The sequence below is a fragment of the Glycomyces mayteni genome, assembly GCF_042428885.1.
GTDB lineage: Bacteria > Actinomycetota > Actinomycetes > Mycobacteriales > Micromonosporaceae > Glycomyces > Glycomyces mayteni.
This window is the reverse complement of sequence record NZ_JBHMBP010000002.1, coordinates 202,497-222,494: the sequence shown is the minus strand read 5'-3', so window position 1 is coordinate 222,494 and position 19,998 is coordinate 202,497. Positions and strand designations below refer to the sequence as shown.

Genomic DNA, 19,998 nt, shown 5'->3' with positions numbered 1-19,998 from the left:
GGAGGGTCAGGCGTCCACGACCAGTCGGCCTTTCGCGCGGCCCACGCAGGGGTAGAACAGGGCCGCGCCGTCGGGCGCGAGGGCGCCGGGGACGCGGCCGGGGTGGTCGGGGCGGCCTTCGACGACGCGGAGGCGGCAGGTGCCGCACACGCCGTTCTCGCAGCTTGAGGGGACCTCGACGCCCGCGCCGACGAGGGCGGCGAGCGCGGTGCGGTCGGGGCCGACGGTGACCTCGACGCCGCTGCGCTTGGCGAACAGGGGGAACGGGGCGGGTCCGGCGGGTGCGGCGAACTTCTCGGTGTGCAGCTCCAGTTGGGGCGCGACGCGGCGGACGGTGTCGGCGAGGGCGTCCATGAGGGGGACGGGGCCGCACGCGTACAGGCCGGTGGCGGCGGGGAGCCCGGCGAGTTCGGCGACGTAGTCGGGGCGGCCGTACTTGGCGGTCGGGTAGAGGACGACGTTGCCGGGCCAGGTGGTGGCGAGCTGGTCGGCGAAGGCCATCGTGGAGCGGTCGCGGCCGGTGTAGACCAGGCGCCAGGGCATTCCGGCGCGTTCGACCTGGAGGATCATCGGCATGATCGGGGTGATGCCGATGCCTCCGGCGATGAACAGGTACCCGGAGTGGAGGCCGAGCGGGAACTGGTTGCGGGGCGGGGAGATGCGCACGAGGTCGCCTTCGCGGAGGCGGTGGGCCTCGCGGGAGCCGCCGCGCCCGGCGTCCTCGCGCAGGACGGCGATCCGGTACAGGAGGCGGTCCCCGGCGTAGGAGCACAGGGAGTAGTGGCGGACGGTCCCGGAGGGCAGTTCGACCTCCAGGTGCGCGCCGGGCTCGAACGGCGGGAGGAGGCGTCCCTTGAGGCCGACGAGTTCGAGGGCGTGGACCTTCGCGGCGACGGGGACGACGCGGCGCACGCGCACCTGGATGCGCCCGTCGGCGACGGGCCGTTCGGCCCGCATTCGCCCGATGCGGCCCCAGGGGCGCAGGTAGGAGACGGCGACGGCGAACCCGAGTGCGACCGTGCCGAGGGCGGTTCCCGCGGTGAGGGCCGCCTGGTCGGCGCCGGTCCCGGCCCCGGCGGCGAGCGCGGTGAGGCTGGGGCGCAGGACCGCGAGGCCCCCGGCGACGACGGCGAGGGCGGCGGCGAGCTTCGCGGCGGTCCACCACTGGCGCAGGAGCCCGCCGGAGGCGGCGAGGACGACGCCGGTGCCGAGGACGGCGAAGCTGATCGCGCCGGTGCCGAGGCCGTTGAACATCCCGGCGACGGCCCACGCGGCGTCGGCGGTGCCGGGCTCCGGCGAGGCGAGGACCCAGATGCACAGGGTGAGGACGAACGCCATGTAGGCGAGCCACACGACCGAGAGGACGACGTGGCAGGCGGTGAGGGCCCGGCGCGTCGCGGCGCCGAGCGGGGGGCGGGTATCGGGGGCGGTGTCGGCCGGCACTTGCGCGCCTCCTCGGGAGGTGACCCTGCTGCTGTCCCCAACCGAAGCTCAACGTAGCACGCACATCGGACGGACAAAAGAGGGCGAGCGCGTCGAAACGCGCTCGCCCTCAATGAAGTCCGCGGGGCCGTGCCCCGGGAGGAGCTAGGCCTCCTCGGCCTCCTCCTTCTCGATCTCGGCGCGGACGGCGTCCATGTCGAGCTCCTTGACCTTGCCGATGATCTCCTCCAGCGCGGCCGGCGGCAGCGCGCCCGGCTGGCTGTAGAGGAGGATGCCGTCGCGGAACGCCATGAGCGTGGGGATCGACTGGATCCCGGCCTCGGCGGACAGCTGCTGCTGGTCCTCGGTGTCGATCTTCCCGAAGACGACGTCGGGGTGCTGCTCGCTCGACGCCTCGAAGGTCGGAGCGAACATCTTGCACGGCCCGCACCAGTCGGCCCACCAGTCGACCAGCACGATGCCGTTGCCGGTGACGGTCTCCTCGAAGTTGTCCTTGGTCAGTTCAACGGTGGCCATAGGACCGCCTCTCTGTCTCGGGTGATTTCGTCCTCTCCCGGGCAACAGTAGTGGCGCCGGTGGTATTCCGTCCGACGTCGGTGCGCGGCGCGCGCCACGTCTGGCAGGCTATAGGGCATGGACCTGGCCACGACCATTCAGAACATCGAACGCTCCTCGTCGGCGCTGACGACCCAGTCGCTCACCCGGATGGACGAACGCCTCCCCTGGTTCCGCGACCTCCCCGCCGAGCAGCGCTCGATGGTGACCCTGGTGGCCCAGGCCGGCGTGCGGCAATTCCTGGAGTGGCTGCGGTCCTCCGGGGACGACCTCGGCACCTCCGACATGGTGTTCGAGGCCGCGCCGCTCGAACTCGCGCGCGCGATCTCCCTCCAGCACACCGTCGCCCTCATCCAGGTCGTCATCGACGTCGTCGAAGAGCAGGTCCCCCAGCTCGCCGCCGACGGCGAGGACGACCAGCTCCGCGAGTCGGTGCTGCGCTTCAGCCGCGAGATCGCGTTCGCGGCCGCGCGGGTGTACGCGCGGGCCGCCGAGACGCGCGGCGCGTGGGACGCCCGCCTCCAGGCGATGCTCGTCGACGCGCTCCTGCGCGGCGACAACCCCGACGAGCTCATCAGCCGCGCCGCCGCGCTCGGCTGGTCGGAGACGCAGACGATCACCGTCGTCTGCGGCGCGACTCCCGGCGGCGAGGCCACGCTCGTCCTCCACTCGGTGCAGCGGGCCGCCCGGCGGCTCGGGCTCGACATCCTCGCGGGCGTCCACGGCGCCCGCCTCGTGCTCCTCCTCGGGGGCGTCGCCGAGCCCGTCGAGATCGTCGAGAAGCTCACCGGGCAGTTCGGCGAGGGCCCGATCGTCGTGGGGCCCACCGTGACCGGCCTCGCGGACGCGTCCGCGTCGGCCCTCGCGGCCGTCGCCGGGCACCGCGCCGCGCCCGCCTGGCCCGACGCGCCCCGCCCCGTCACCGCCGTCCAGCTCCTCCCCGAGCGGGCCATCGCCGGGGACGAGGCGGCCCGCCGCGGCCTGCGCGAGGGCGTGTACATGACGCTGCGCCGCGCCGGGGGCGAGCTGCTGGAGACCATGGACGCGTTCATCTCCTCCGGCGGCGTCCTCGAAGGCACCGCGCGCGAGCTGTACGTCCACCCGAACACCGTCCGGTACCGCCTCCGCCGCATCCAGGAGGTGACCGGTTTCTCCCCCACCGATCCGCATGAGGCGTTCGTGCTCCGTGTGGGGTTGACCATAGGGCGCCTGGAGAACTCCCCGGCGACCCGGCGTCCCCGCAGCTGACAACGAGTGTTGTAGATTCCCTACAAGAACCGACCGGGATCTCAGTCCGCAGACTGCTCCCGGTTCCCGTGCCGCCGATGCGAAAGTTCTAGTGTGCTTGCCATTCTCGCCCCTGGGCAGGGCTCCCAGAAGCCCGGGTTCCTCACCCCGTGGATCGAGGCCGACCCCGACGCCGCGGCGAAGCTCCGCGACTGGTCCGACCTCATCGGCCTCGACCTCGTGCGCCTCGGCACCGAAGCCGACCAGGCCGAGATCACCGACACCGCCAACACGCAGCCGCTCCTGGTCGCCGCGGGCCTCATCGCCGCCGACTCCCTGCCGCTCGACGCGTTCGACGCCGTCGCCGGGCACTCCGTCGGCGAACTGACCGCGCTCGCCCTCGCCGGGGTCCTCACCCCCGAGGTCGCCGTCCGCCTCGCCGCCGTCCGCGGCCGCGAGATGGCCGCCGCGTGCAGCATCGAGCCGACCACCATGGCCGCGGTCCTCGGCGGCGCCGAGGACGAGGTCCTCGACCGCATCGAGTCCTCCGGCGCCTGGCCCGCCAACCGCAACGGCGCCGGGCAGATCGTCGCCGCCGGGCCCGTCGCCGCCATCGAGAAGCTCGCGGGGAACCCGCCCGAGAAGGCCCGCGTCATCACCCTCAAGGTCGCCGGGGCGTTCCACACGCCCCACATGGCGCCCGCCCAGGAGGCCCTCGAAGCGCTCGCCGCCGAGATCCCCACCGCCGACCCCGTCCGCACCCTCCTGTCCAACCGCGACGGGAGGCCCGTGACCTCCGGCGCCGCCGCCTTGCAGCAACTGGTGGCCCAGGTCACCTCACCCGTCCGATGGGACGCCTGCATGAGTACGCTTGGAGAACTGGGCGTCACGGCGGTCGTGGAACTGCCGCCGGCGGGCACGCTCACCGGGCTGGCCAAGCGGGCGCTCACGGGCGTGGAACGACTCAACGTCAACACCCCCGCCGACCTCGCGGCCGCCGCCGCCCTCGCAGGGAACGAAGGAGCCGAGTGAGCGTCAACGGAACACGCGTCGTCAGCGTCGGGCACTACCAGCCCGAGAAGATCCTCACCAACGAGGACCTCGCCAAGATCGTCGACACCAACGACGAGTGGATCGTCTCGCGCGTCGGCATCAAGGAGCGCCGCATCGCCGCCGACGACGAGAAGGTCGCCGACATGGCGACCCACGCCGCCAGGCAGGCCCTGGAGAACGCGGGCCTCCAGCCCGGCGACATCGACATGGTCATCGTCGCCACCGTCTCCGCCAAGGACGTCTGCCCCAACACCGCCTGCCGCGTCTCCGACGCGCTCGGCATCAATGCGCCCGCCGCGATCGACGTCAACACCGCCTGCTCCGGCTTCGAGTACGCGCTCGCCCAGGCCGACATGGCGATCCGCACCGGCAGCGCCACTCGCGCGATCGTGATCGGCGCCGAGAAGCTCACCGCGGTCACCGACTGGGAGGACCGCACCTCGTGCGTCCTGTTCGGCGACGGCGCGGGCGCGGTCGTGGTCGAGGGCACCGACGACCCGGCGCTGGCGATCAGCCCGGTCGTGTGGGGCTCGGAGCCGTCGATGAGCGACGTCATCCGCATCGAGGAGGACGTCCCGTTCATCAAGCAGGCCGGGCAGACCGTCTTCCGCTGGGCCACCACCCAGCTCGCGCCGCTCATCGAGAAGGTCGCCGAGCGGGCGGACGTCAAGATCTCGGAACTCGCGGCCTTCGTGCCGCACCAGGCGAACCTGCGGATCATCCAGGGCATCGCCAAGCGGCTGGACTTCAGCGACGACTGCGTCGTCGCCGAGGACATCGTCTACTCCGGCAACACGTCGGCGGCGTCGGTGCCGCTGGCGCTGTCGAAGTTGGTACAAAGTGGCAAGGTGGCCTCCGGCGCCCCGATCCTCCTGTTCGGATTCGGCGGCGGGCTCACCTACGCCGGGCAGGTCATCCGCTGCCCGTAACTATCGAGAGGAAATTAACTCATGGCTCTGTCTCGTGACGAGATCCGCGAAGGCCTGTCGGACATTCTCGAAGAGGTCGCGGGCGTCAACCCCGACGATGTCGCCGACGGCAAGTCCTTCACCGACGACCTTGACGTCGACTCGCTCGCCATGGTCGAGGTCGTCGTGGCCGCCGAAGAGAAGTTCGGCGTGAAGATCCCCGACGACGAGGTCGCCAACCTGAAGACCGTCGGCGACGCCGTCTCCTACATCGAGAAGGGTTAATGTGACTGAGGTAGTCGTGACCGGGCTCGGCGCGACCACTCCCCTCGGCGGGGACGTGGCGTCGACCTGGGAGGCACTCGTCGCCGGACGCTCCGGCGTGCACCTGCTCCAGCACGAGTGGGCGCAGGAACTCCCGTGCCGGATCGCCGCCGAGCTCGCGGTGGAGCCGTCCGAGGTCCTGCCTCGGGTCCGGCTGCGCCGGCTCGACCGCTCCGAGCAGATCGCGCTCGTCGCGGCTCAGCAGGCGTGGGACGACGCGGGGCTGAGCGACGACCTCGACAAGGAACGGCTCGGCGTCGTCTTCGGCTCCGGGATCGGCGGCGCGCTCACGCTCCTCGCCCAGGACGACATCCTGGAGGAGAGCGGCGCGCGCAAGGTCTCCCCGTTCACCGTGCCCATGCTCATGCCCAACGGACCCGCCGCGGTCGTCGGCCTGGAGTTCGGCGCCAAGGCAGGCGTGCACGCCCCCACCAGCGCGTGCGCCACCTCCGCCGAGGCGATCTCCTGGGCCGCCGACATGATCCGCGCCGACCGTGCCGACGTCGTCGTCGCGGGCGGCGCCGAAGCGGTCATCGGCGGCCTGCCGATGGCCGGGTTCTCCTCGATGAAGGCCATGTCGACCCGCAACGACGACCCCGAGCACGCCTCCCGGCCCTGGGACCGCGACCGCGACGGGTTCGTCATGGGCGAGGGGTCCGGCGCGCTCATCCTGGAGCGCCGCGACCACGCCGAGGCCCGCGGGGCCCGGATCTACGCGGTCGTCGCGGGCTCCGGCCTGACCTCCGACGGCTACGACATCGTCCAGCCCGACCCGGAGTGCCGGGGCGGGGGCCGGGCGATGGCGGCGGCGATCAAGCAGGCCGGCATCGACCCGAAGGAGATCGGGCACGTCAACGCGCACGCCACGTCGACGCCCGTCGGCGACATGGCGGAGGTCAAGGGCATCAAGCGCGAGGTCGGCGACCACGTGGTGCTCACCGCGACCAAGTCGATGACCGGGCACCTGCTCGGCGGCGCGGGCGCGGTCGAGTCCATCGCGGCCATCCTGGCGATCACCGAGGGCGTCATCCCCCCGACGATCAACCTGGAGAACCCCGACCCGGCCCTGGACCTCGACGTCGCCGCGAACGAGGCCCGCAAGGTCGAGCTGAACGCCGCACTCAACACGGCCTTCGGCTTCGGCGGCCACAACGCCGCGCTCTTGTTCACCAAGCCCTAGTACCACAGCACTACTGCTTGCAGAAAGGCCCCGTCGCGTCAGCGGCGGGGCTTTTCTGCGTCCTGGGACTTCGACTGGCGGGTGGGATGGGGTGCTGGTTAGTGCGGGCAGCGACGAAGAGGCAGTCCTCTTCCTGGGGTTGGGTTGGCGGCCATGGGGTGTGATGATGGCGCGGGTGGGGCGGGTTGAATCTTTCTCACTAAAGATCACCCTTCTGGGTGTTGACGCACTTTAGCACACAGAGTCACAATTGAAGCACGAACATCGAACAGGCACACGGAAAACAGCAAGACATTCGAGAACAGTACGAGGGGGTGATCCCGATGGCGACCGATACGATCCACAGCCGGACCAGCACCGGCGACCAGGCCCAGACCATCCGGACCCTCCTCGACACCGCTGCCGCCGCTATCAATACCCACCATGCAGCGGTCCTGTCCTCGGTCATCGCGATGAAGGAAGCCAACCTCCATCGCACGGCCTTCGGGTACTCGGCCCTGCGGGATCTCCTGCTCTCCCAGTTCGACTTCACCCACCGCACCGCCTCGGACATCGCGGCCATCGCCCGCCTCTCCTCCAAGTTCCGGGCCCTCGTGGAGGCGGCAGTCTCAGGGCGGGCGAGGATCGACCAGGTCGCCTACGCGGTCAGGCAGTTGGACCGGACCCCGGCGATGCGCCTGTTCACCCTCACCCCCTTCCGATCCCCCGTGGCCTCCCCCTTCGACGCCGAGATCCTGTGCGCGACCCCTGAGCACCTGATCGCCCAGTACTGCACCCACGCCCCCTTCAAAGACCTCCAACGCCACCTCGATGAACTGGCCGCCAACCTGGCCGAGGAGACCGAACTCCTCGACAGCCTCGGCGAGCAGTCGCTCCAGTGGATCGAGGTCGCCGAACAGGACAACGGCATGTGGGCCCTCTCCGGCGAACTCTCAAGCGACACCGGCAGGCTGTTGGACAAGTACTTGAAGACCGCCTGCCCTCCGCCCCGCCAGGACGAGCAAGACGCTGAGGGGGTGCTTCCGGCCCAGCCGAACCGGCATGCCGAAGCCCTCCACCAGCTCCTCGCCGGATACGGCACCTCACCGGAGGCGGTCAAACGCCACGGGCACACCGCCACCCTCGACCTCATGGTGGACATCGAGACCCTCAAAGGCGAAGACACCGGCCGCACCCCGATCTTGGAAGGCCAGCCCGTCTCCGTCGCCAAGGCCCGCCACCTCGCCTGCGAAGCCGGTGTCATCCCCAGTGTGTTCGACTACGAGACCGGCGAGGCCATCGAACTCGGCAGGGAGAAGCGCCTCCCCAATGCGGCCCTGCGCAGGAAGCTCGAACTGGAGCAGCGGGAAGGCTGCGCCTGGTCGGGTTGCTCCCGCCCGGTCGCCTGGACCGAAGCCCACCACATCCAGCATTGGGCCGACGGGGGCGAGACCAACGCCGGCAACCTGATCCTCCTGTGCCGCTTCCACCACGGCCGCATCCACACCGCAGGCTGGACGGTCGAGAAGACCGGCCCCGGCCAGGCGATCATCACCCACCACAACCACCCCGACACCCACACTGAGGCAGAGCAGGCCCGGGAGTGCGGATGCTCCGACTGGCGAACCGATGCCGACATGGACACCGAACACGCCACCGATGAAGCGAACAACGTCTTCCCGACCGGGCTCTACCGGACCGAATGGTCGGACACACTGAAACCCGACCTGGACTCACGAGCCGAGGAGGCCGAGAGACAAAGAGCCCTCGCCGCCATCCGCGCCGCCCGAGCCAAATGCCGAACCAGGTTCACACCCCAACCCAAGGAACCCGCACCCACCCCCGCAGGCAGCCGAGGCGACCCACCCCACTGAACCGGCCCGCCCCGGCCAGCCAACCGGGCCGGGAGTACCAGGCAAAGGCCCAGGCGCACAGGCACACCAGACCCCAGGCCCGGCACCCAAGCTGGGCCGCCTCCCACACCTCTCCGTCGCCGCCAAAGAACCCGCTCCCCATCAGGCCCCATGGCCGAACAACCCGACCCCGCCCCACCACCCACCCCGTTGTCGCCGCCCGCTCTGACCAGAACCCTCACAAACCCGCAAGTCGGAAAGCCCAGCCCAGCCCAACCCAGCCCAATCCAGCTCAGCCCAGTCCAGCCCGGCCCGGCCCGGCCCGCGATCCACCCCTCACCGTCGCTGCCGGAATAGCCCGATCCCCATCTCCCGCAAGCCGAGAAGTAGGACCTAGGTATGACTCGGCCGAAGAGCCGTCGTTCCTCAGAACGAGGCGGAACGGTACCGCAGACGGGAGCGCGGGGCGGGGGCTGGCACTACCGTGAAATCGACGCAGTTTTCCTAGACTGAGGACGCGGACCCCACCGCGGATGGAAACCAGGAAGCCCGTCTCGAACCCGAAGGAGCCCGACGTGACCGCCACCCCCTATGCGACCGCCGACCCGCCGAAGTCGGGCGTGCCGGCGCCGATCAGCAAGGCCGAGCGGTCGCTCGCGCCGGACATCGCGCGCGGCGGGATGCTGCTGTTCATCGCGCTCGCGAACGTCCCGATCCACCTGTGGGGCATGGGCGTCGACAAGTACGGCCACAACACGGGCCAGTCGCTCGCCGACCACATCGCGCTGTTCGTGGAGCAGCTCGTGATCGCAGAGCGCTCCCGCCCGATGTTCGCGATCCTCTACGGCTTCGGCCTCGCCGTCATGGCCTCGCGCATGTTCGCGCGCGGCATGGAGCCCAAGGCCGTCCGCAAGCTCCTGCGCCGCCGCTCCTGGTGGCTGCTGCTGTTCGGCTTCGTCCACGCGGTGTTCCTGTTCATGGGCGACATCCTGGCCCCGTACGGGGCCATGGGCCTCATCGTGCTCGCGTTCGTGCACCTCTCCGACAAGGCCCTCAAGCGCTGGCTGTGGGGCTCCGTCGCGTACGTGGTGCTCATCGGCAACGTGATGATGGCGTTCTTCTTCACCGTGGGCGGGTCCTCCGGGCCGCCCGCCGACCCGGGCCTGCCGCCCTATGTGGAGCAGATGGTCCTCGGCGCGATCGCCTCGCCGTTCGGGTCGCTCGCGCTCGTGGTGACCGGGACGTTCTTCCCGCTCATCATCGCGGGCATGATGCTCCAGCGCGCGGGCTGGCTCAACCACCCCGAGGACCACCTGCCGCAGCTGAAGAAGGTCTTCGTCTCCGGCATGGCCGTGAACGTCCTCTCCTCGCTTCCCGTGGCCCTCATCGCGATCGGCGCCTGGGAGCCCTCGACGGGCCTGTGGCGCGGCGCGGTGTACCTGACGCTGCTCGGCGGCCTGTACGCCGGTCTCGGCTACATCTGCGGGTTCGCGCTCCTCGCCCACAAGCTCCGCGGCTACGGCCGCAAGGGCCTGCCCGGGGCGCTCGCCGCGGTCGGCGAGCGGTCGCTCACCAGCTACCTGCTCCAGTCGATCATCATGGCGCCCCTGCTCACCGCCTGGGGCTTCGGCCTCGGCGAGGACCTGGGCTACCTCGGCGCGTTCGGGGTCGCGTTCGGGACCTGGGCGGTCACCGTCATCATCGCGGTGCTCATGGACCGGGCCGGCGTGCGCGGCCCGTTCGAGGTGGTCCTGCGACGCCTCACCTACGGCGGCAAGCGGTCCTGATCCTCGGATCGCTTTCGGACGCCCCCGTGTCGGATGCCCGACGCGGGGGCGTCCGCGCATCCGCGGCCGTGACACAATACGGCCGTGCAGATGAGCTGGACTCCCCTCCGGGCGCTGCGGGCCGCCGTGTTCGCCGCGGTCTCGGGGTCGGCGTCGCTCCTGCTGCACCTGTGGAGCGGCGGGCACGCGCCCGGCCCGCTCCAGTCGGCCGCCGCCTTCGGGCTGGTCTTCGCCGCCGCGTACGCCGCCGGAGGCCGCCAGCGCGGCTTCCTCGTCCTCGCACCGCTGTGCCTGGCGGCGCAGTGGGGCCTGCACGAGCTGTTCCAGGCCGGGGCGGTGGGGGCCGTGCACGCGCACGGCGCGGGCCTGAGCATGTGGCTGGTCCACGTCGCCGCGGCGCTGGCGCAGGCGTCGTGGCTCGCGCGGGGCGAGTCGGCGATGGCGGCGCTGCTGGACCTGCTGACGCTGTTCGCCGCGCGCCTGGTGCGCGTCGCGGGCGTCGGCGCGCTGGTCGTGGTGCGGCCGCGCGGGTTCGTGCCGCGGGCGCGGGCGCCGCGTCCGGCCCCGGTCGCCGCGGCGGCCATCTCGCGGCGCGGGCCGCCGCGGTTCGCTTTCTGATTCCCGTCGTCCCCCGGCGCCAGTAGGCGCTTCCCCCTGCCCTGGGCGCAGTGCGCCTTCAGGGCCGCTCAGAAAGCGAACCATGTCCAGACTTCCGGCTGCCCTGCGGCAGCTCCTGCTCCGGCTGCATTTCTACGCCGGCATCTTGATCGCACCGTTCCTGCTGGTGTCGGCCCTGACGGGGCTGGCCTACGCGCTGTCCTACCCGTTGGAGGAGTACCTCTACCAAGATTTGAAGACCGTCGAGCCGGGCGGTGAGGCGCTGCCGCTGGCCGACCAGGTGGCGGCCGTCGCCGAGGCGCATCCGGACTGGACGGTGACGGCGGTGCGGCCCGCGGCGGGAGCCGAGGACTCGACGGGGGTCCTCGTGGACGACGGGACGGTCCGCGAGTCGGGCGCGGTCGCCGTCGTCTATGTGGACCCGTACACCGGGGAGGTGCTCGGGGACTCGACGACGTACGGGTCGTCGCAGGCCGGTCCGGTCCGTGAGTGGGTCTCGACGCTGCACCGGAGCCTGCACCTGGGCGAGCCGGGGCGGCTGTACTCGGAGCTGGCGGCGTCGTGGCTGTGGGTCGTGGCGCTCGGGGGCCTGGTCCTGTGGATCGCGCGGAGGCGGCGCGGCGGCGGGTTCTGGCGGCCGAAGCCGGAGGGGCGCGGCCGGGCGCGGACGCTGGCGTGGCACGGGCCGGTGGGGCTGTGGCTGGCGGCCGTGCTGCTGTTCCTGTCGGCGACGGGCCTGACGTGGTCGCGGTACGCGGGCGAGAACGTGTCCGAACTGAGAGCGGCGCTCTCGTGGACGACGCCTGCACTCACTGTGGAGCAGGATGCGGCCTCGGGCGACCATGCGGAGCACCAGCATTCGGACGGCGCGGGGTCGTCGGCGTTCGCGGTGGCGCTGCTCGACGGCGTGCACGGTGCGGCGCTGGACGCGGGCATGTCGGGGCCGGTGCAGATCGCGCTGCCGACCGGGTCGGGCACGGAGTTCCTGGTGACCGGGCAGCAGCGGTCGCTGCCGTTGCAGCAGGACCAGGTCGTGGTGGACACGGCGTCGGGGGCGCCGGTGGTGACCGAGGAGCTGCGGTTCGCGGACTGGCCGGTCATGGCGCAGGCGACGAACGTGGCGATCGCGCTGCACATGGGCATCCTGTTCGGCCTGGCGAACCAGATCCTGCTGGCGGCGGCAATGGCCGCGCTGGTGTGCATGATCGTGTGGGGCTACCGGATGTGGTGGCTGCGGCGTCCGCGCGGCTCCCTGGTGGGCCGCCCGTATCCGCGCGGCGGGCTGCGGCGGCTGCCGTGGCCGCTGGTCGCGGTGGTCGTCGCGGTCGCGGCGGGCGTGGGCTGGTTCTTCCCGCTGCTGGGGATCTCGCTGGCGGTCTTCGTGGCCGCCGATGTGGCGGTGGGGCTGTGGAAGCGGGCCGAGCGCCCGCCCGCGGACGGGGACGACGAGCCGTCGGTGACGCGACGGACGGCCCTGGCGACGGCGACGCTCGCGGCGGCGGTCGGCGCGGGGGTCGGGAAGGCCCTCGGGTCCGGGGGCCACGACGACGGCGAGGCGGGGCACGAGCACGCGACCGCCGGGGTCGAGCCGTTCTTCGGGGACCGGCAGGCGGGGATCGCGACGGCCGCGCAGGCGCACGCGCTGTTCGCGGCGTTCGACCTGGCGGCGGCGGACCTCGCTTCGGGCGAGGCGCTCGATGCGGCGGCCGTCGCGGCGAATCTCGAAGCGCTGCTTCGGGACTGGTCGGCGGTGTCGGCGGCGCTGGCGGCGGGTGAGGCCCCGCCGAAGGCCGCGATCGACGGCGCGGACCAGTTCGACGCGGAGGCGGTCGCCTCGGGTCTGGACCCGGCGCGGTTGACGGTGACGTTCGGGATCGGCCCGGCGGCGTTCGCGAAGGCGGGCCTGGAGGCGGCGCGGCCCTCGAAGCTCGCGGAGCTCCCCGAGTTCGACGGCGACCGGTTGAATCCGGCGTGGTCGGGCGGGGACCTGCTGGTGCAGGTGTGCGGGGACGACCAGCAGGTCGTGTCGGCCGCGTTCCTGGAGCTGCGCAAGCGCGCGGTGGGCCGCGGGACGCTCCTGTGGGTGCAGCAGGGGTTCTCGTCGGCGCCTTCTGGCGGGACGCCGCGGAACCTCATGGGGTTCAAGGACGGCAGCGCGAACCCGGAGGCGGGGAGCGCGCTGTTCGACGAGCGGGTGTGGGCGGTGGATTCGGAGCCGTCGTGGTTCGAGGGCGGCACGTACCAGGTGTTCCGCAAGATCCGGATGCGCCTGCCGGACTGGTCGGTGCTGAGCGCGGAGGACCAGAACCTGACGTTCGGGCGGGAGCGGGACTCGGGGGCGCCGCTGAGCGGTGGCGGCGAGTTCGACCACCCGGACTTCGAGGTCCTGGACGATTCGGGCCTGCCCGCGGTGCCCGCAGATTCGCACGTCGCGGTGGTCCACGACGCGGCGATGGTGCGGCGCGGCTTCAACTACGACTACGGGTTCCTGACCCAGGGCGACGTGTCCTCCGACGCGTCCGGCGACGGTCACCTGGACGGCCACATGCACGCGGCGCACCCGTACGACGCGGGGCTGCTGTTCGTGTCGTTCCAGGCCGACCCGCAGGTGTTCATCGACGCGCAGGAGAAGATGGCGGCCGGGGACCGGCTGGCGGAGTTCATCACCGCGGAGGGGTCGGGGGTGTACGCGGTGCCGTCGGGCGCGCCCGACGGCGGCTTCGTGGGCGAGGGTTTGTTCAGGTCGTAAGGGAAAGGGGCGGGCGCGAGTGGGCGCCCGCCCCTTTCACGTTCGCTACTGCCAGCGCCTGCCGGTGAGCAGCTGGTACGCCTCGATGTACCGGTCCCGGGTCGCTTCGACGATGTCGGCGGGGATCTCGGGGGCCTCGGCGTCGTCGGGCTTCCAGCCGGTGGACCGGGCCCAGTCGCGCACGAACTGCTTGTCGAAGGACGGCTGGGTCTGGCCGGGCTTCCAGCCGTCGGCGTCCCAGAAGCGGGAGGAGTCGGAGGTGAGGACCTCGTCGGCGAGGGTGAGGACGCCGTCGTCGTCGAGGCCGAACTCCAGTTTCGTGTCGGCGATGATGATGCCCTTGGCGAGGGCGATCTCGGCGCCGCGGCGGTAGACGTCGAAGGTGAGGTCGCGGACGCGGGCGGCGAGGCCGGGGCCGAGGCGGGCGGCGGTCTGCTCGTAGGTCTCGGGGGCGTCGTGGTCGCCGACGTCGGCCTTGGTGGTCGGGGTGTAGACGGGCTCGGGAAGTTTCGAGCCGTCCTGGAGGCCCGCGGGGAGGGGCACGCCGTTGACGGCGCCGGTGGTGCGGTAGTCGTTCAGGACCGAGCCGGTGAGGTAGCCGCGGACGACGGCCTCGACTTTGACCATGTCGAGGCGCTTGACGCGGACGGCGCGCCCGGCGAACTCGGCGGGGACGTCCTCGGCGGAGACGACGTGGTTGGGGACGATGTCGGCGAGGCGCTCGAACCACCAGAGGCTGAGGGCGGTGAGGAGGGCGCCCTTGCCGGGGATCTCGGTGGGGAGGATGACGTCGTAGACGGAGACGCGGTTGGAGGCGACGAGGATGAGGTCGCCGCCGTCGGCGTAGACGTCGCGGACCTTGCCCTGGTGGATGAGTTCCACTGCTGCTCCTTCATGGCGTGCGCCCCGGCGGTACTGACCTGTACGGCCCCGATTACATCAGCGGGGACGTCATCCTACGTGTGGCGCGGCGGGCGGCTGTGCCGAGCGACACCTGCCGGTGCGCGGTGTCGCGGCGTAGGCTGGGGCGGTGACTTCCGTACAGCCTGAAGGACGCCGGATGCTGCGCCTCGAAGTGCGCAACGCCCAGACCCCGATCGAGAAGAAACCCTCCTGGATCAAGGTCAAGGCCAAGACCGGACCTGAGTACACCGAGCTGCGGGGCCTCGTCAAGAGCGAGGGGCTGCACACGGTGTGCCAGGAGGCCGGGTGCCCCAACATCTACGAGTGCTGGGAGGACCGCGAGGCGACGTTCCTCATCGGCGGCTCCCAGTGCACGCGGCGCTGCGACTTCTGCCAGATCGACACCGGCAAGCCCGGCCCGCTCGACCGCCTGGAGCCGATGAAGGTCGCCGAGTCGGTCAAGACCATGGGCCTGAAGTACGCCACGGTCACGGGCGTGGCCCGCGACGACCTGGACGACGGCGGGGCGTGGCTCTACGCCGAGACCGTCCGCCAGATCCACGCGGCGATCCCCGGGTGCGGCGTCGAGCTGCTCATCCCCGACTTCAACGCCGAGCCCGACCAGCTCGCCGAGGTGTTCTCCTCGCGGCCCGAGGTGCTCGCGCACAACGTCGAGACCGTGCCGCGGATCTTCAAGCGCATCCGCCCCGGCTTCCGCTACGAGCGGTCCCTGTCGGTGATCACGCAGGCCCGCGAGGCCGGGCTGGTCACCAAGTCGAACCTGATCCTCGGCATGGGCGAGACCCGCGAGGAGATCTCGCAGGCCCTGAAGGACCTGCACGAGGCCGGGTGCGAGCTCATCACGATCACCCAGTACCTGCGCCCGACCAAGCGCCACCACCCGGTGGACCGGTGGGTCAAGCCCGAGGAGTTCGTGGAGCTGTCGGCCGAGGCCGAGGAGATCGGCTTCGCGGGTGTCATGAGCGGCCCGCTCGTGCGGTCCTCGTACCGGGCCGGGCGCCTGTACCGACAGGCGATCGAAGCGCGTGGAGAAGCCCGCAGCGAAGCGCTCGCGTAACCCGCCGGTAGAATCGGAGCCATGGCAAAGCAGCAGGAAAAAGAGACGTTCGGGTCGCGCCTGAAGACGATCGGGATGGCGATCAAGTTCACCAACCAGCGGGACAAGCTGTTCCTGCCGTTGGAGGCCGCGGCGATCCTGCTGCCGTTCGTCATCGTGACCGCGCTGGTCGTGTTCGCGCGATTCTCGCTGCTGTGGTACATCTCGGCCCTGTTCGTGGCGCTCCTGGCGGGCCTGATCGTGCTCAACATGCGCACGAGCAAGGTCGTGAACAAGGAGGCCGTGGGCAAGCCGGGCGCGGCGTACGCGCTCATCGACGGCATCCGCGGCTGGACCGTGACGCCCGGCGTCGCGGCCCTCTCGGAGACCCAGATGGTCCACCGCGCGGTCGGCAAGGCCGGCGTGGTGCTCCTGGGCGAGGGCGGGCAGAAGACCCGCAAGCTCCTCGGCCAGGAGAAGAAGCGCATCTCGCGGGTCGTGGGCTCCACGCCCGTGTACACGTTCCTCGTCGGCGAGGCCGCCGGGGACGACTTCTCGGTGACCGAGGTCCGCAAGCGCCTCATGAAGCTCCCGAAGAACATCGACTCCAAGGACGCCAACCACATCGCCAAGCGCCTCGACGCGCTCGGCATCGGCATGGCCATCCCGAAGGGCCCCATCCCGACCAGCGTCAACCAGGGCCGCGCCGCCCGCCGGGCGATGCTCCGGGGCCGCTAGGCCCGAAGGCGCCTGCACGCGACGCCGCGGCCCGACGGGGGAACCCGTCGGGCCGTTCCGCGTCCCCGGCTCGGCCCCGGTTCGCGCCTCACGTCCCGCGGAATGTCACACCCGTCAGTCACCCTTGAAGCCGGGGGCGGCCCGCCACCCGATCGCATCGCCATGCCCTGCGGGCGCCCGCCGCTCCGGAATGTCACACCTGTCAGTCACCCTTGAAACCGGGGGCGGCCCGCCACCCGATCGCATCGCCATGCCCTCCGGCCGCCCGCCACTCCGGAATGTCACACCTGTCAGTCACCCTTGAAACCGGGGGCGGCCCGCCACCCGATCGCATCGGCGTGCCTTCCGGCCGCCCGCCACTCCGGAATGTCGTACCCGTCGGGAACCCTTGTAGCCGGGGGCGGCTCGTTTCGCCTCCCGGCGGGGCTCGGCCCTGCCCTCGTTCCGGTCCCGTCCGGGCACGCGAAGACGGGCCCGCCCTCAGGCGCGGCCCGTCGCTCGCGTGCGCTTACTCGATGCAGGTCAGAAGATGTCGCCGTTGTCGCGGCGGCGGCGCCAGCGCTCCTCCATGCGGGAGGTGAACCCGCCTGGCTTGGTGTTCTTGGAGCCGCCGGTCGAACGCGTGGTGCCCTTGCCGTCGACGGCCTTGAGCTTCACGTTGGTGCCGCGGCGCTGGGCCCACAGGCCCAGGATGAGGCCGCCGAACATGAGGACCGCGCCGATGGGGGCGCCCCACTTGGCCACGTTCCCGCCGGCGATCACCGTGCCGATGACGGCGGCGATGCCGATGACCGTGACGACCCCGGCCAGGATCAGCCTGCGCCGGGTCACATGCGCCGGATCGTGGGCGCGCACCGCATTGGCGAACTGCGGGTCTTCAGACAAGGACTGCTCGATTTGCTCGAACAGACGTTGCTCGTGGTCGGAGAGCGGCACGACACTCCTCCTGCACTAGTCTCGACGGGGCCCGTCAAGGCCCCGGTGCTTGATAGTCCAAGTCTACGAGGCTTTCGCCCGAGGCGGAAGGCAGTTCGTCCTTGAATCGGTCCGTTCTGGCCTCGCATCCCCAGGCGGGGACCCTCGGTGCGGCGGCGCTCACCTGCCGGGGTTCCCGGAGTCGCGGGTGTCTACACGCGAGTCACGCCGAGTGAGCCTCCCGGCGGACCCGACGGCGCCCTTCCCGAACTTCTCGCGGGCCTTGTCCATCACGGTTTCTATGTCGCGCCAACCGTGTTCGGGCTCGCCGAGCGCGACCTGGCGGCCGACCGCGGCGGCCTCCACGAGGTGGTCGAGCTTCACTCCGATGAGGCGCACCGGCGCGGTCGCGGCCGCGTCGGCCATCTCGCGGGCCGCCTCGTAGATCTCCCGGCCGACGTCCGTGGGGGCCGCGAGCATACGGGAGCGGGTGATGGTGCGGAAGTCGCCGAACCGAATCTTCACGGTCACGCCGCGCCCGGCCCAGCCCGCCGAGCGCGCCCGGGACGCGACCTTCCGCGACAGCTCCAGGAGCACCGGCCCCCACACGGCCGCGTCGGGCGCGTCGTGGCCGAACGTGGTCTCGTTGCTGATGGACTTCTCGACGCGGTCGGGGTGGACCGGCCGCGGGTCGATGTTCCGTGAAAGCGCGTACAGGTGTTCGGCGCTGGCCGTGCCCACCGACGACGCGAGGCTGTCGACGTCGAGGCGCGCCAGGTCCCCCACCGTGCGCATCCCGAGGCGCCGGAGCTTCTCGGCGGTCTTCTCACCGATGCCCCAGACCGCGCGGATCGGCAGCCGGTGCAGGAATTCGAGCTCGGTGGCGACCGGGACGACCCCGAGGCCGTCTGGCTTGACCGCCTCCGAGGCGAGCTTGGACAGGAACTTCGTGGACGCGATGCCGACGGTGCAGGTGATGCCGTGCTCGGCGCGGACCCGCTCGCGGATCGCGCGGGCGATCGCGACGGGCGAGCCGATGAGGCGCCGGGCCCCGGCCACGTCGAGGAACGCCTCGTCCACGGAGATCGGCTGCACGTGCGGCGTGTACTCCCGGAAGATCGCCATGATCTCCCGCGAGACCTCCCCGTAGGAGGTCGTGGGCGTCATGAACACCCCCTGCGGGCAGCGGCGGCGCGCGATCGCCATCGGCAGCGCCGAGTGGACCCCGAACGTGCGGGCCTCGTACGACGCGGCCGCCACGACGCCGCGCGGGCCCAGCCCGCCGACGATCACGGGCTTCCCTCGCAGCGACGGGTCGCGCGCGACCTCCACGGACGCGAAGAAAGCATCCATGTCGACGTGCATGATCCCGAGGCCGTCGTCGGACAGGTCGGGGCCGATGAAACGGGTGAGGTCGCTGGCCACCACCGAAGCGTAGCCAGCGGGTCCGACAACCGGGCTCAGCCCGTGCGGTAGGTCCAGAGCGGGACGGCCATCTCCGCGGCGGTGAGGCCGCCGTGCTGGCCGATGAGGCGGGCGACGTGCGGGGGCTCGCCTTCGACGCCGACGACCGCGAACGTGCCCTTGCAGGCCACGACCAGGTCGCCGATGCGCTCGCGGGCGGCGTCGGTGACCTTCGGGCCGAACCAGCCGCGGTCCACCGCCTCGTCGCGGTCGATGAGCTCCGCGCGGTCCCCCACCGCCGCGGACCAGGCGGCGCGCACGTCCTCGACCGCGCCGGGCAGGGCGTACAGGTACCGCATGCGGCCGTCGCCGCCGATGACGTCGACGCCGTGGAGCAGGTCGGGCCGCTCGTCCACGTGCAGGCGGTCGGTCACGTTGACCATGCCGTGGTCGGCGGTCACGAACAGGGCCGCGTCCCGCGGCAGGCCCGCCAGGATGCCGTCGATCGCCTCGCTGACCTCGGCGACCGCTTCGAGCCAGTCCGGGGAGCCCACGCCGTGGAAGTGCCCGGCCGTGTCCACGTCGGGCAGGTACGCGTACACCAGGCTCCGGTCGCCGCGCGCCAGCGCCGCCACGGCGCCCTCGGCGACCTCGCGCGGGCTGGTCGCGGGGAGCCAGTCGGCGCCGCGGTAGATCGCGCGGGTGAGGCCGGTGGCGCGGAACGCGCCGTTGGAGACGATCGTGCACTCGACGCCGTCGGCGCTCGCCCGCTCGAACGCGGTCGGGGCCGGCTGCCAGGTCTCGGGGTCGGGGCTGGAGCCGTCCCAGCGGATGTGGGTGACGAGGTCGCCGGTGTCGGGGACGCGGACCGTGAACCCGATGATGCCGTGCTCGCCGGGCGGGAGGCCGCACGCGAGGGACGCGAGGCTGATCGGGGTGGAGGAGGGGACGGTGGCGGTGATGGCGGTGAGGGTGCCGAGCTCGCCGTGGTGGACGGCGCCGACGGTGGCGCTGGCCTGGGCGGCCTGGCCGAGGAGGTGGTAGCCGAAGCCGTCGAGGAGGAGCACGGCGATGCGGCGGACGCCGTCGAGCTCACCGGTGGCCCCGCCGCCGCGCAGGAGCACCGCGGGGCTGTCCGCCGGTTGCGGGACCCCAAGGGCCGCAAGGGCGGTGGGCATGACATCGGCGAGGGTGCCGGTGCCGTAGGCGGGTCGGGTGTCCGCCGTGTACGGGCTCGAAGGCATGGCAAGAGGCTAGCCGGTTTCGTGTCGTTTCGGCCACAACCGGGTCCGGTATACCGGAATG

General features: G+C 71.7%; 16 protein-coding genes and 1 pseudogene. 11 read left to right on the top strand and 6 right to left on the bottom strand.

What is annotated here, in order from left to right:
• Nucleotides 1-6: 6 nt before the first annotated feature.
• On the bottom strand, nt 7-1,443 hold the full coding sequence (locus tag ACFFXY_RS07670) for a PDR/VanB family oxidoreductase (protein WP_382347941.1): 1,437 nt from the start codon (nt 1,441-1,443) through the stop codon (nt 7-9).
• 144 nt (nt 1,444-1,587) lie between these two features.
• A complete protein-coding gene (gene trxA, locus ACFFXY_RS07665) occupies nt 1,588-1,959 on the bottom strand; it encodes a thioredoxin (protein WP_106362343.1) in 372 nt (123 codons plus the stop codon).
• 117 nt (nt 1,960-2,076) lie between these two features.
• Between trxA and ACFFXY_RS07660 the strand changes: the two genes are divergently transcribed.
• The 9 genes and pseudogenes from ACFFXY_RS07660 (at nt 2,077) to ACFFXY_RS07620 (ending at nt 13,676) form a co-directional block, all read left to right on the top strand.
• Nucleotides 2,077-3,246, top strand: coding sequence for a PucR family transcriptional regulator (locus ACFFXY_RS07660; protein ID WP_382347938.1), 1,170 nt, complete (start codon nt 2,077-2,079; stop codon nt 3,244-3,246).
• 93 nt (nt 3,247-3,339) lie between these two features.
• Nucleotides 3,340-4,233 (top strand): annotated as a pseudogene (locus tag ACFFXY_RS07655) (ACP S-malonyltransferase); the annotation flags it as partial.
• 20 nt (nt 4,234-4,253) lie between these two features.
• On the top strand, nt 4,254-5,207 hold the full coding sequence (locus ACFFXY_RS07650) for a beta-ketoacyl-ACP synthase III (RefSeq protein WP_382347936.1): 954 nt from the start codon (nt 4,254-4,256) through the stop codon (nt 5,205-5,207).
• 27 nt (nt 5,208-5,234) lie between these two features.
• A complete protein-coding gene (locus tag ACFFXY_RS07645) occupies nt 5,235-5,471 on the top strand; it encodes an acyl carrier protein (protein WP_030159099.1) in 237 nt (78 codons plus the stop codon).
• 1 nt (nt 5,472) lies between these two features.
• A complete protein-coding gene (fabF, locus tag ACFFXY_RS07640; RefSeq protein WP_382347933.1) occupies nt 5,473-6,690 on the top strand; it encodes a beta-ketoacyl-ACP synthase II in 1,218 nt (405 codons plus the stop codon).
• A gap of 323 nt (nt 6,691-7,013) precedes the next feature.
• Nucleotides 7,014-8,543, top strand: a complete 1,530-nt coding sequence (locus ACFFXY_RS07635) for an HNH endonuclease signature motif containing protein (RefSeq protein WP_382347932.1) — start codon at nt 7,014-7,016, stop codon at nt 8,541-8,543.
• A gap of 554 nt (nt 8,544-9,097) precedes the next feature.
• Complete coding sequence (locus tag ACFFXY_RS07630; RefSeq protein WP_382347931.1) at nt 9,098-10,309, top strand: DUF418 domain-containing protein; 1,212 nt, start codon at nt 9,098-9,100, stop codon at nt 10,307-10,309.
• A 90-nt stretch (nt 10,310-10,399) separates the two neighbouring features.
• Nucleotides 10,400-10,927, top strand: a complete 528-nt coding sequence (locus ACFFXY_RS07625) for a hypothetical protein (protein WP_382347928.1) — start codon at nt 10,400-10,402, stop codon at nt 10,925-10,927.
• 82 nt (nt 10,928-11,009) lie between these two features.
• Nucleotides 11,010-13,676, top strand: a complete 2,667-nt coding sequence (locus tag ACFFXY_RS07620) for a Dyp-type peroxidase (RefSeq protein WP_382347926.1) — start codon at nt 11,010-11,012, stop codon at nt 13,674-13,676.
• Nucleotides 13,677-13,721: 45 nt separating this feature from the next.
• On the opposite strand, the gene ACFFXY_RS07615 is transcribed toward ACFFXY_RS07620, so the two are convergent.
• Complete coding sequence (locus tag ACFFXY_RS07615; RefSeq protein ID WP_382347923.1) at nt 13,722-14,558, bottom strand: phosphoribosylaminoimidazolesuccinocarboxamide synthase; 837 nt, start codon at nt 14,556-14,558, stop codon at nt 13,722-13,724.
• Between the two features lie 178 nt (nt 14,559-14,736).
• On the opposite strand from ACFFXY_RS07615, the gene lipA reads away from it, so the two are divergent.
• Nucleotides 14,737-15,657, top strand: a complete 921-nt coding sequence (gene lipA / locus ACFFXY_RS07610; RefSeq protein WP_382350560.1) for a lipoyl synthase — start codon at nt 14,737-14,739, stop codon at nt 15,655-15,657.
• A 21-nt stretch (nt 15,658-15,678) separates the two neighbouring features.
• A complete protein-coding gene (locus ACFFXY_RS07605; protein ID WP_382347921.1) occupies nt 15,679-16,374 on the top strand; it encodes a DUF4191 family protein in 696 nt (231 codons plus the stop codon).
• Between the two features lie 522 nt (nt 16,375-16,896).
• Here ACFFXY_RS07605 and ACFFXY_RS07600 read toward each other — a convergent pair.
• The 3 genes from ACFFXY_RS07600 to ACFFXY_RS07590 all read right to left on the bottom strand — a co-directional run bounded on the left by ACFFXY_RS07600 (nt 16,897) and on the right by ACFFXY_RS07590 (nt 19,937).
• Nucleotides 16,897-17,310, bottom strand: coding sequence for an SCO2097 family morphological protein (locus tag ACFFXY_RS07600; protein ID WP_382347919.1), 414 nt, complete (start codon nt 17,308-17,310; stop codon nt 16,897-16,899).
• Nucleotides 17,311-17,469: 159 nt separating this feature from the next.
• The gene (dinB, locus tag ACFFXY_RS07595) at nt 17,470-18,654 is read right to left on the bottom strand and encodes a DNA polymerase IV (RefSeq protein WP_382350557.1); all 1,185 of its coding nucleotides are present in this window, start codon (nt 18,652-18,654) and stop codon (nt 17,470-17,472) included.
• A gap of 95 nt (nt 18,655-18,749) precedes the next feature.
• Nucleotides 18,750-19,937 carry an alkaline phosphatase family protein gene (locus ACFFXY_RS07590; protein WP_382347916.1) on the bottom strand — a complete coding sequence of 396 codons (1,188 nt, stop codon included), beginning with the start codon at nt 19,935-19,937 and terminating at the stop codon, nt 18,750-18,752.
• Nucleotides 19,938-19,998 lie beyond the last annotated feature (61 nt).

What these genes read in the sequence shown, in the direction of transcription:
- trxA (WP_106362343.1), bottom strand. Translation starts at nt 1,959, where the DNA reads ATGGCCACCGTTGAACTGACCAAGGACAACTTCGAGGAGACCGTCACC.
- ACFFXY_RS07660 (WP_382347938.1), top strand. Translation starts at nt 2,077, where the DNA reads ATGGACCTGGCCACGACCATTCAGAACATCGAACGCTCCTCGTCGGCG.
- ACFFXY_RS07635 (WP_382347932.1), top strand. Translation starts at nt 7,014, where the DNA reads ATGGCGACCGATACGATCCACAGCCGGACCAGCACCGGCGACCAGGCC.
- ACFFXY_RS07625 (WP_382347928.1), top strand. Translation starts at nt 10,400, where the DNA reads ATGAGCTGGACTCCCCTCCGGGCGCTGCGGGCCGCCGTGTTCGCCGCG.
- ACFFXY_RS07620 (WP_382347926.1), top strand. Translation starts at nt 11,010, where the DNA reads ATGTCCAGACTTCCGGCTGCCCTGCGGCAGCTCCTGCTCCGGCTGCAT.
- lipA (WP_382350560.1), top strand. Translation starts at nt 14,737, where the DNA reads ATGCTGCGCCTCGAAGTGCGCAACGCCCAGACCCCGATCGAGAAGAAA.
- ACFFXY_RS07605 (WP_382347921.1), top strand. Translation starts at nt 15,679, where the DNA reads ATGGCAAAGCAGCAGGAAAAAGAGACGTTCGGGTCGCGCCTGAAGACG.
- dinB (WP_382350557.1), bottom strand. Translation starts at nt 18,654, where the DNA reads ATGCACGTCGACATGGATGCTTTCTTCGCGTCCGTGGAGGTCGCGCGC.
- ACFFXY_RS07590 (WP_382347916.1), bottom strand. Translation starts at nt 19,937, where the DNA reads ATGCCTTCGAGCCCGTACACGGCGGACACCCGACCCGCCTACGGCACC.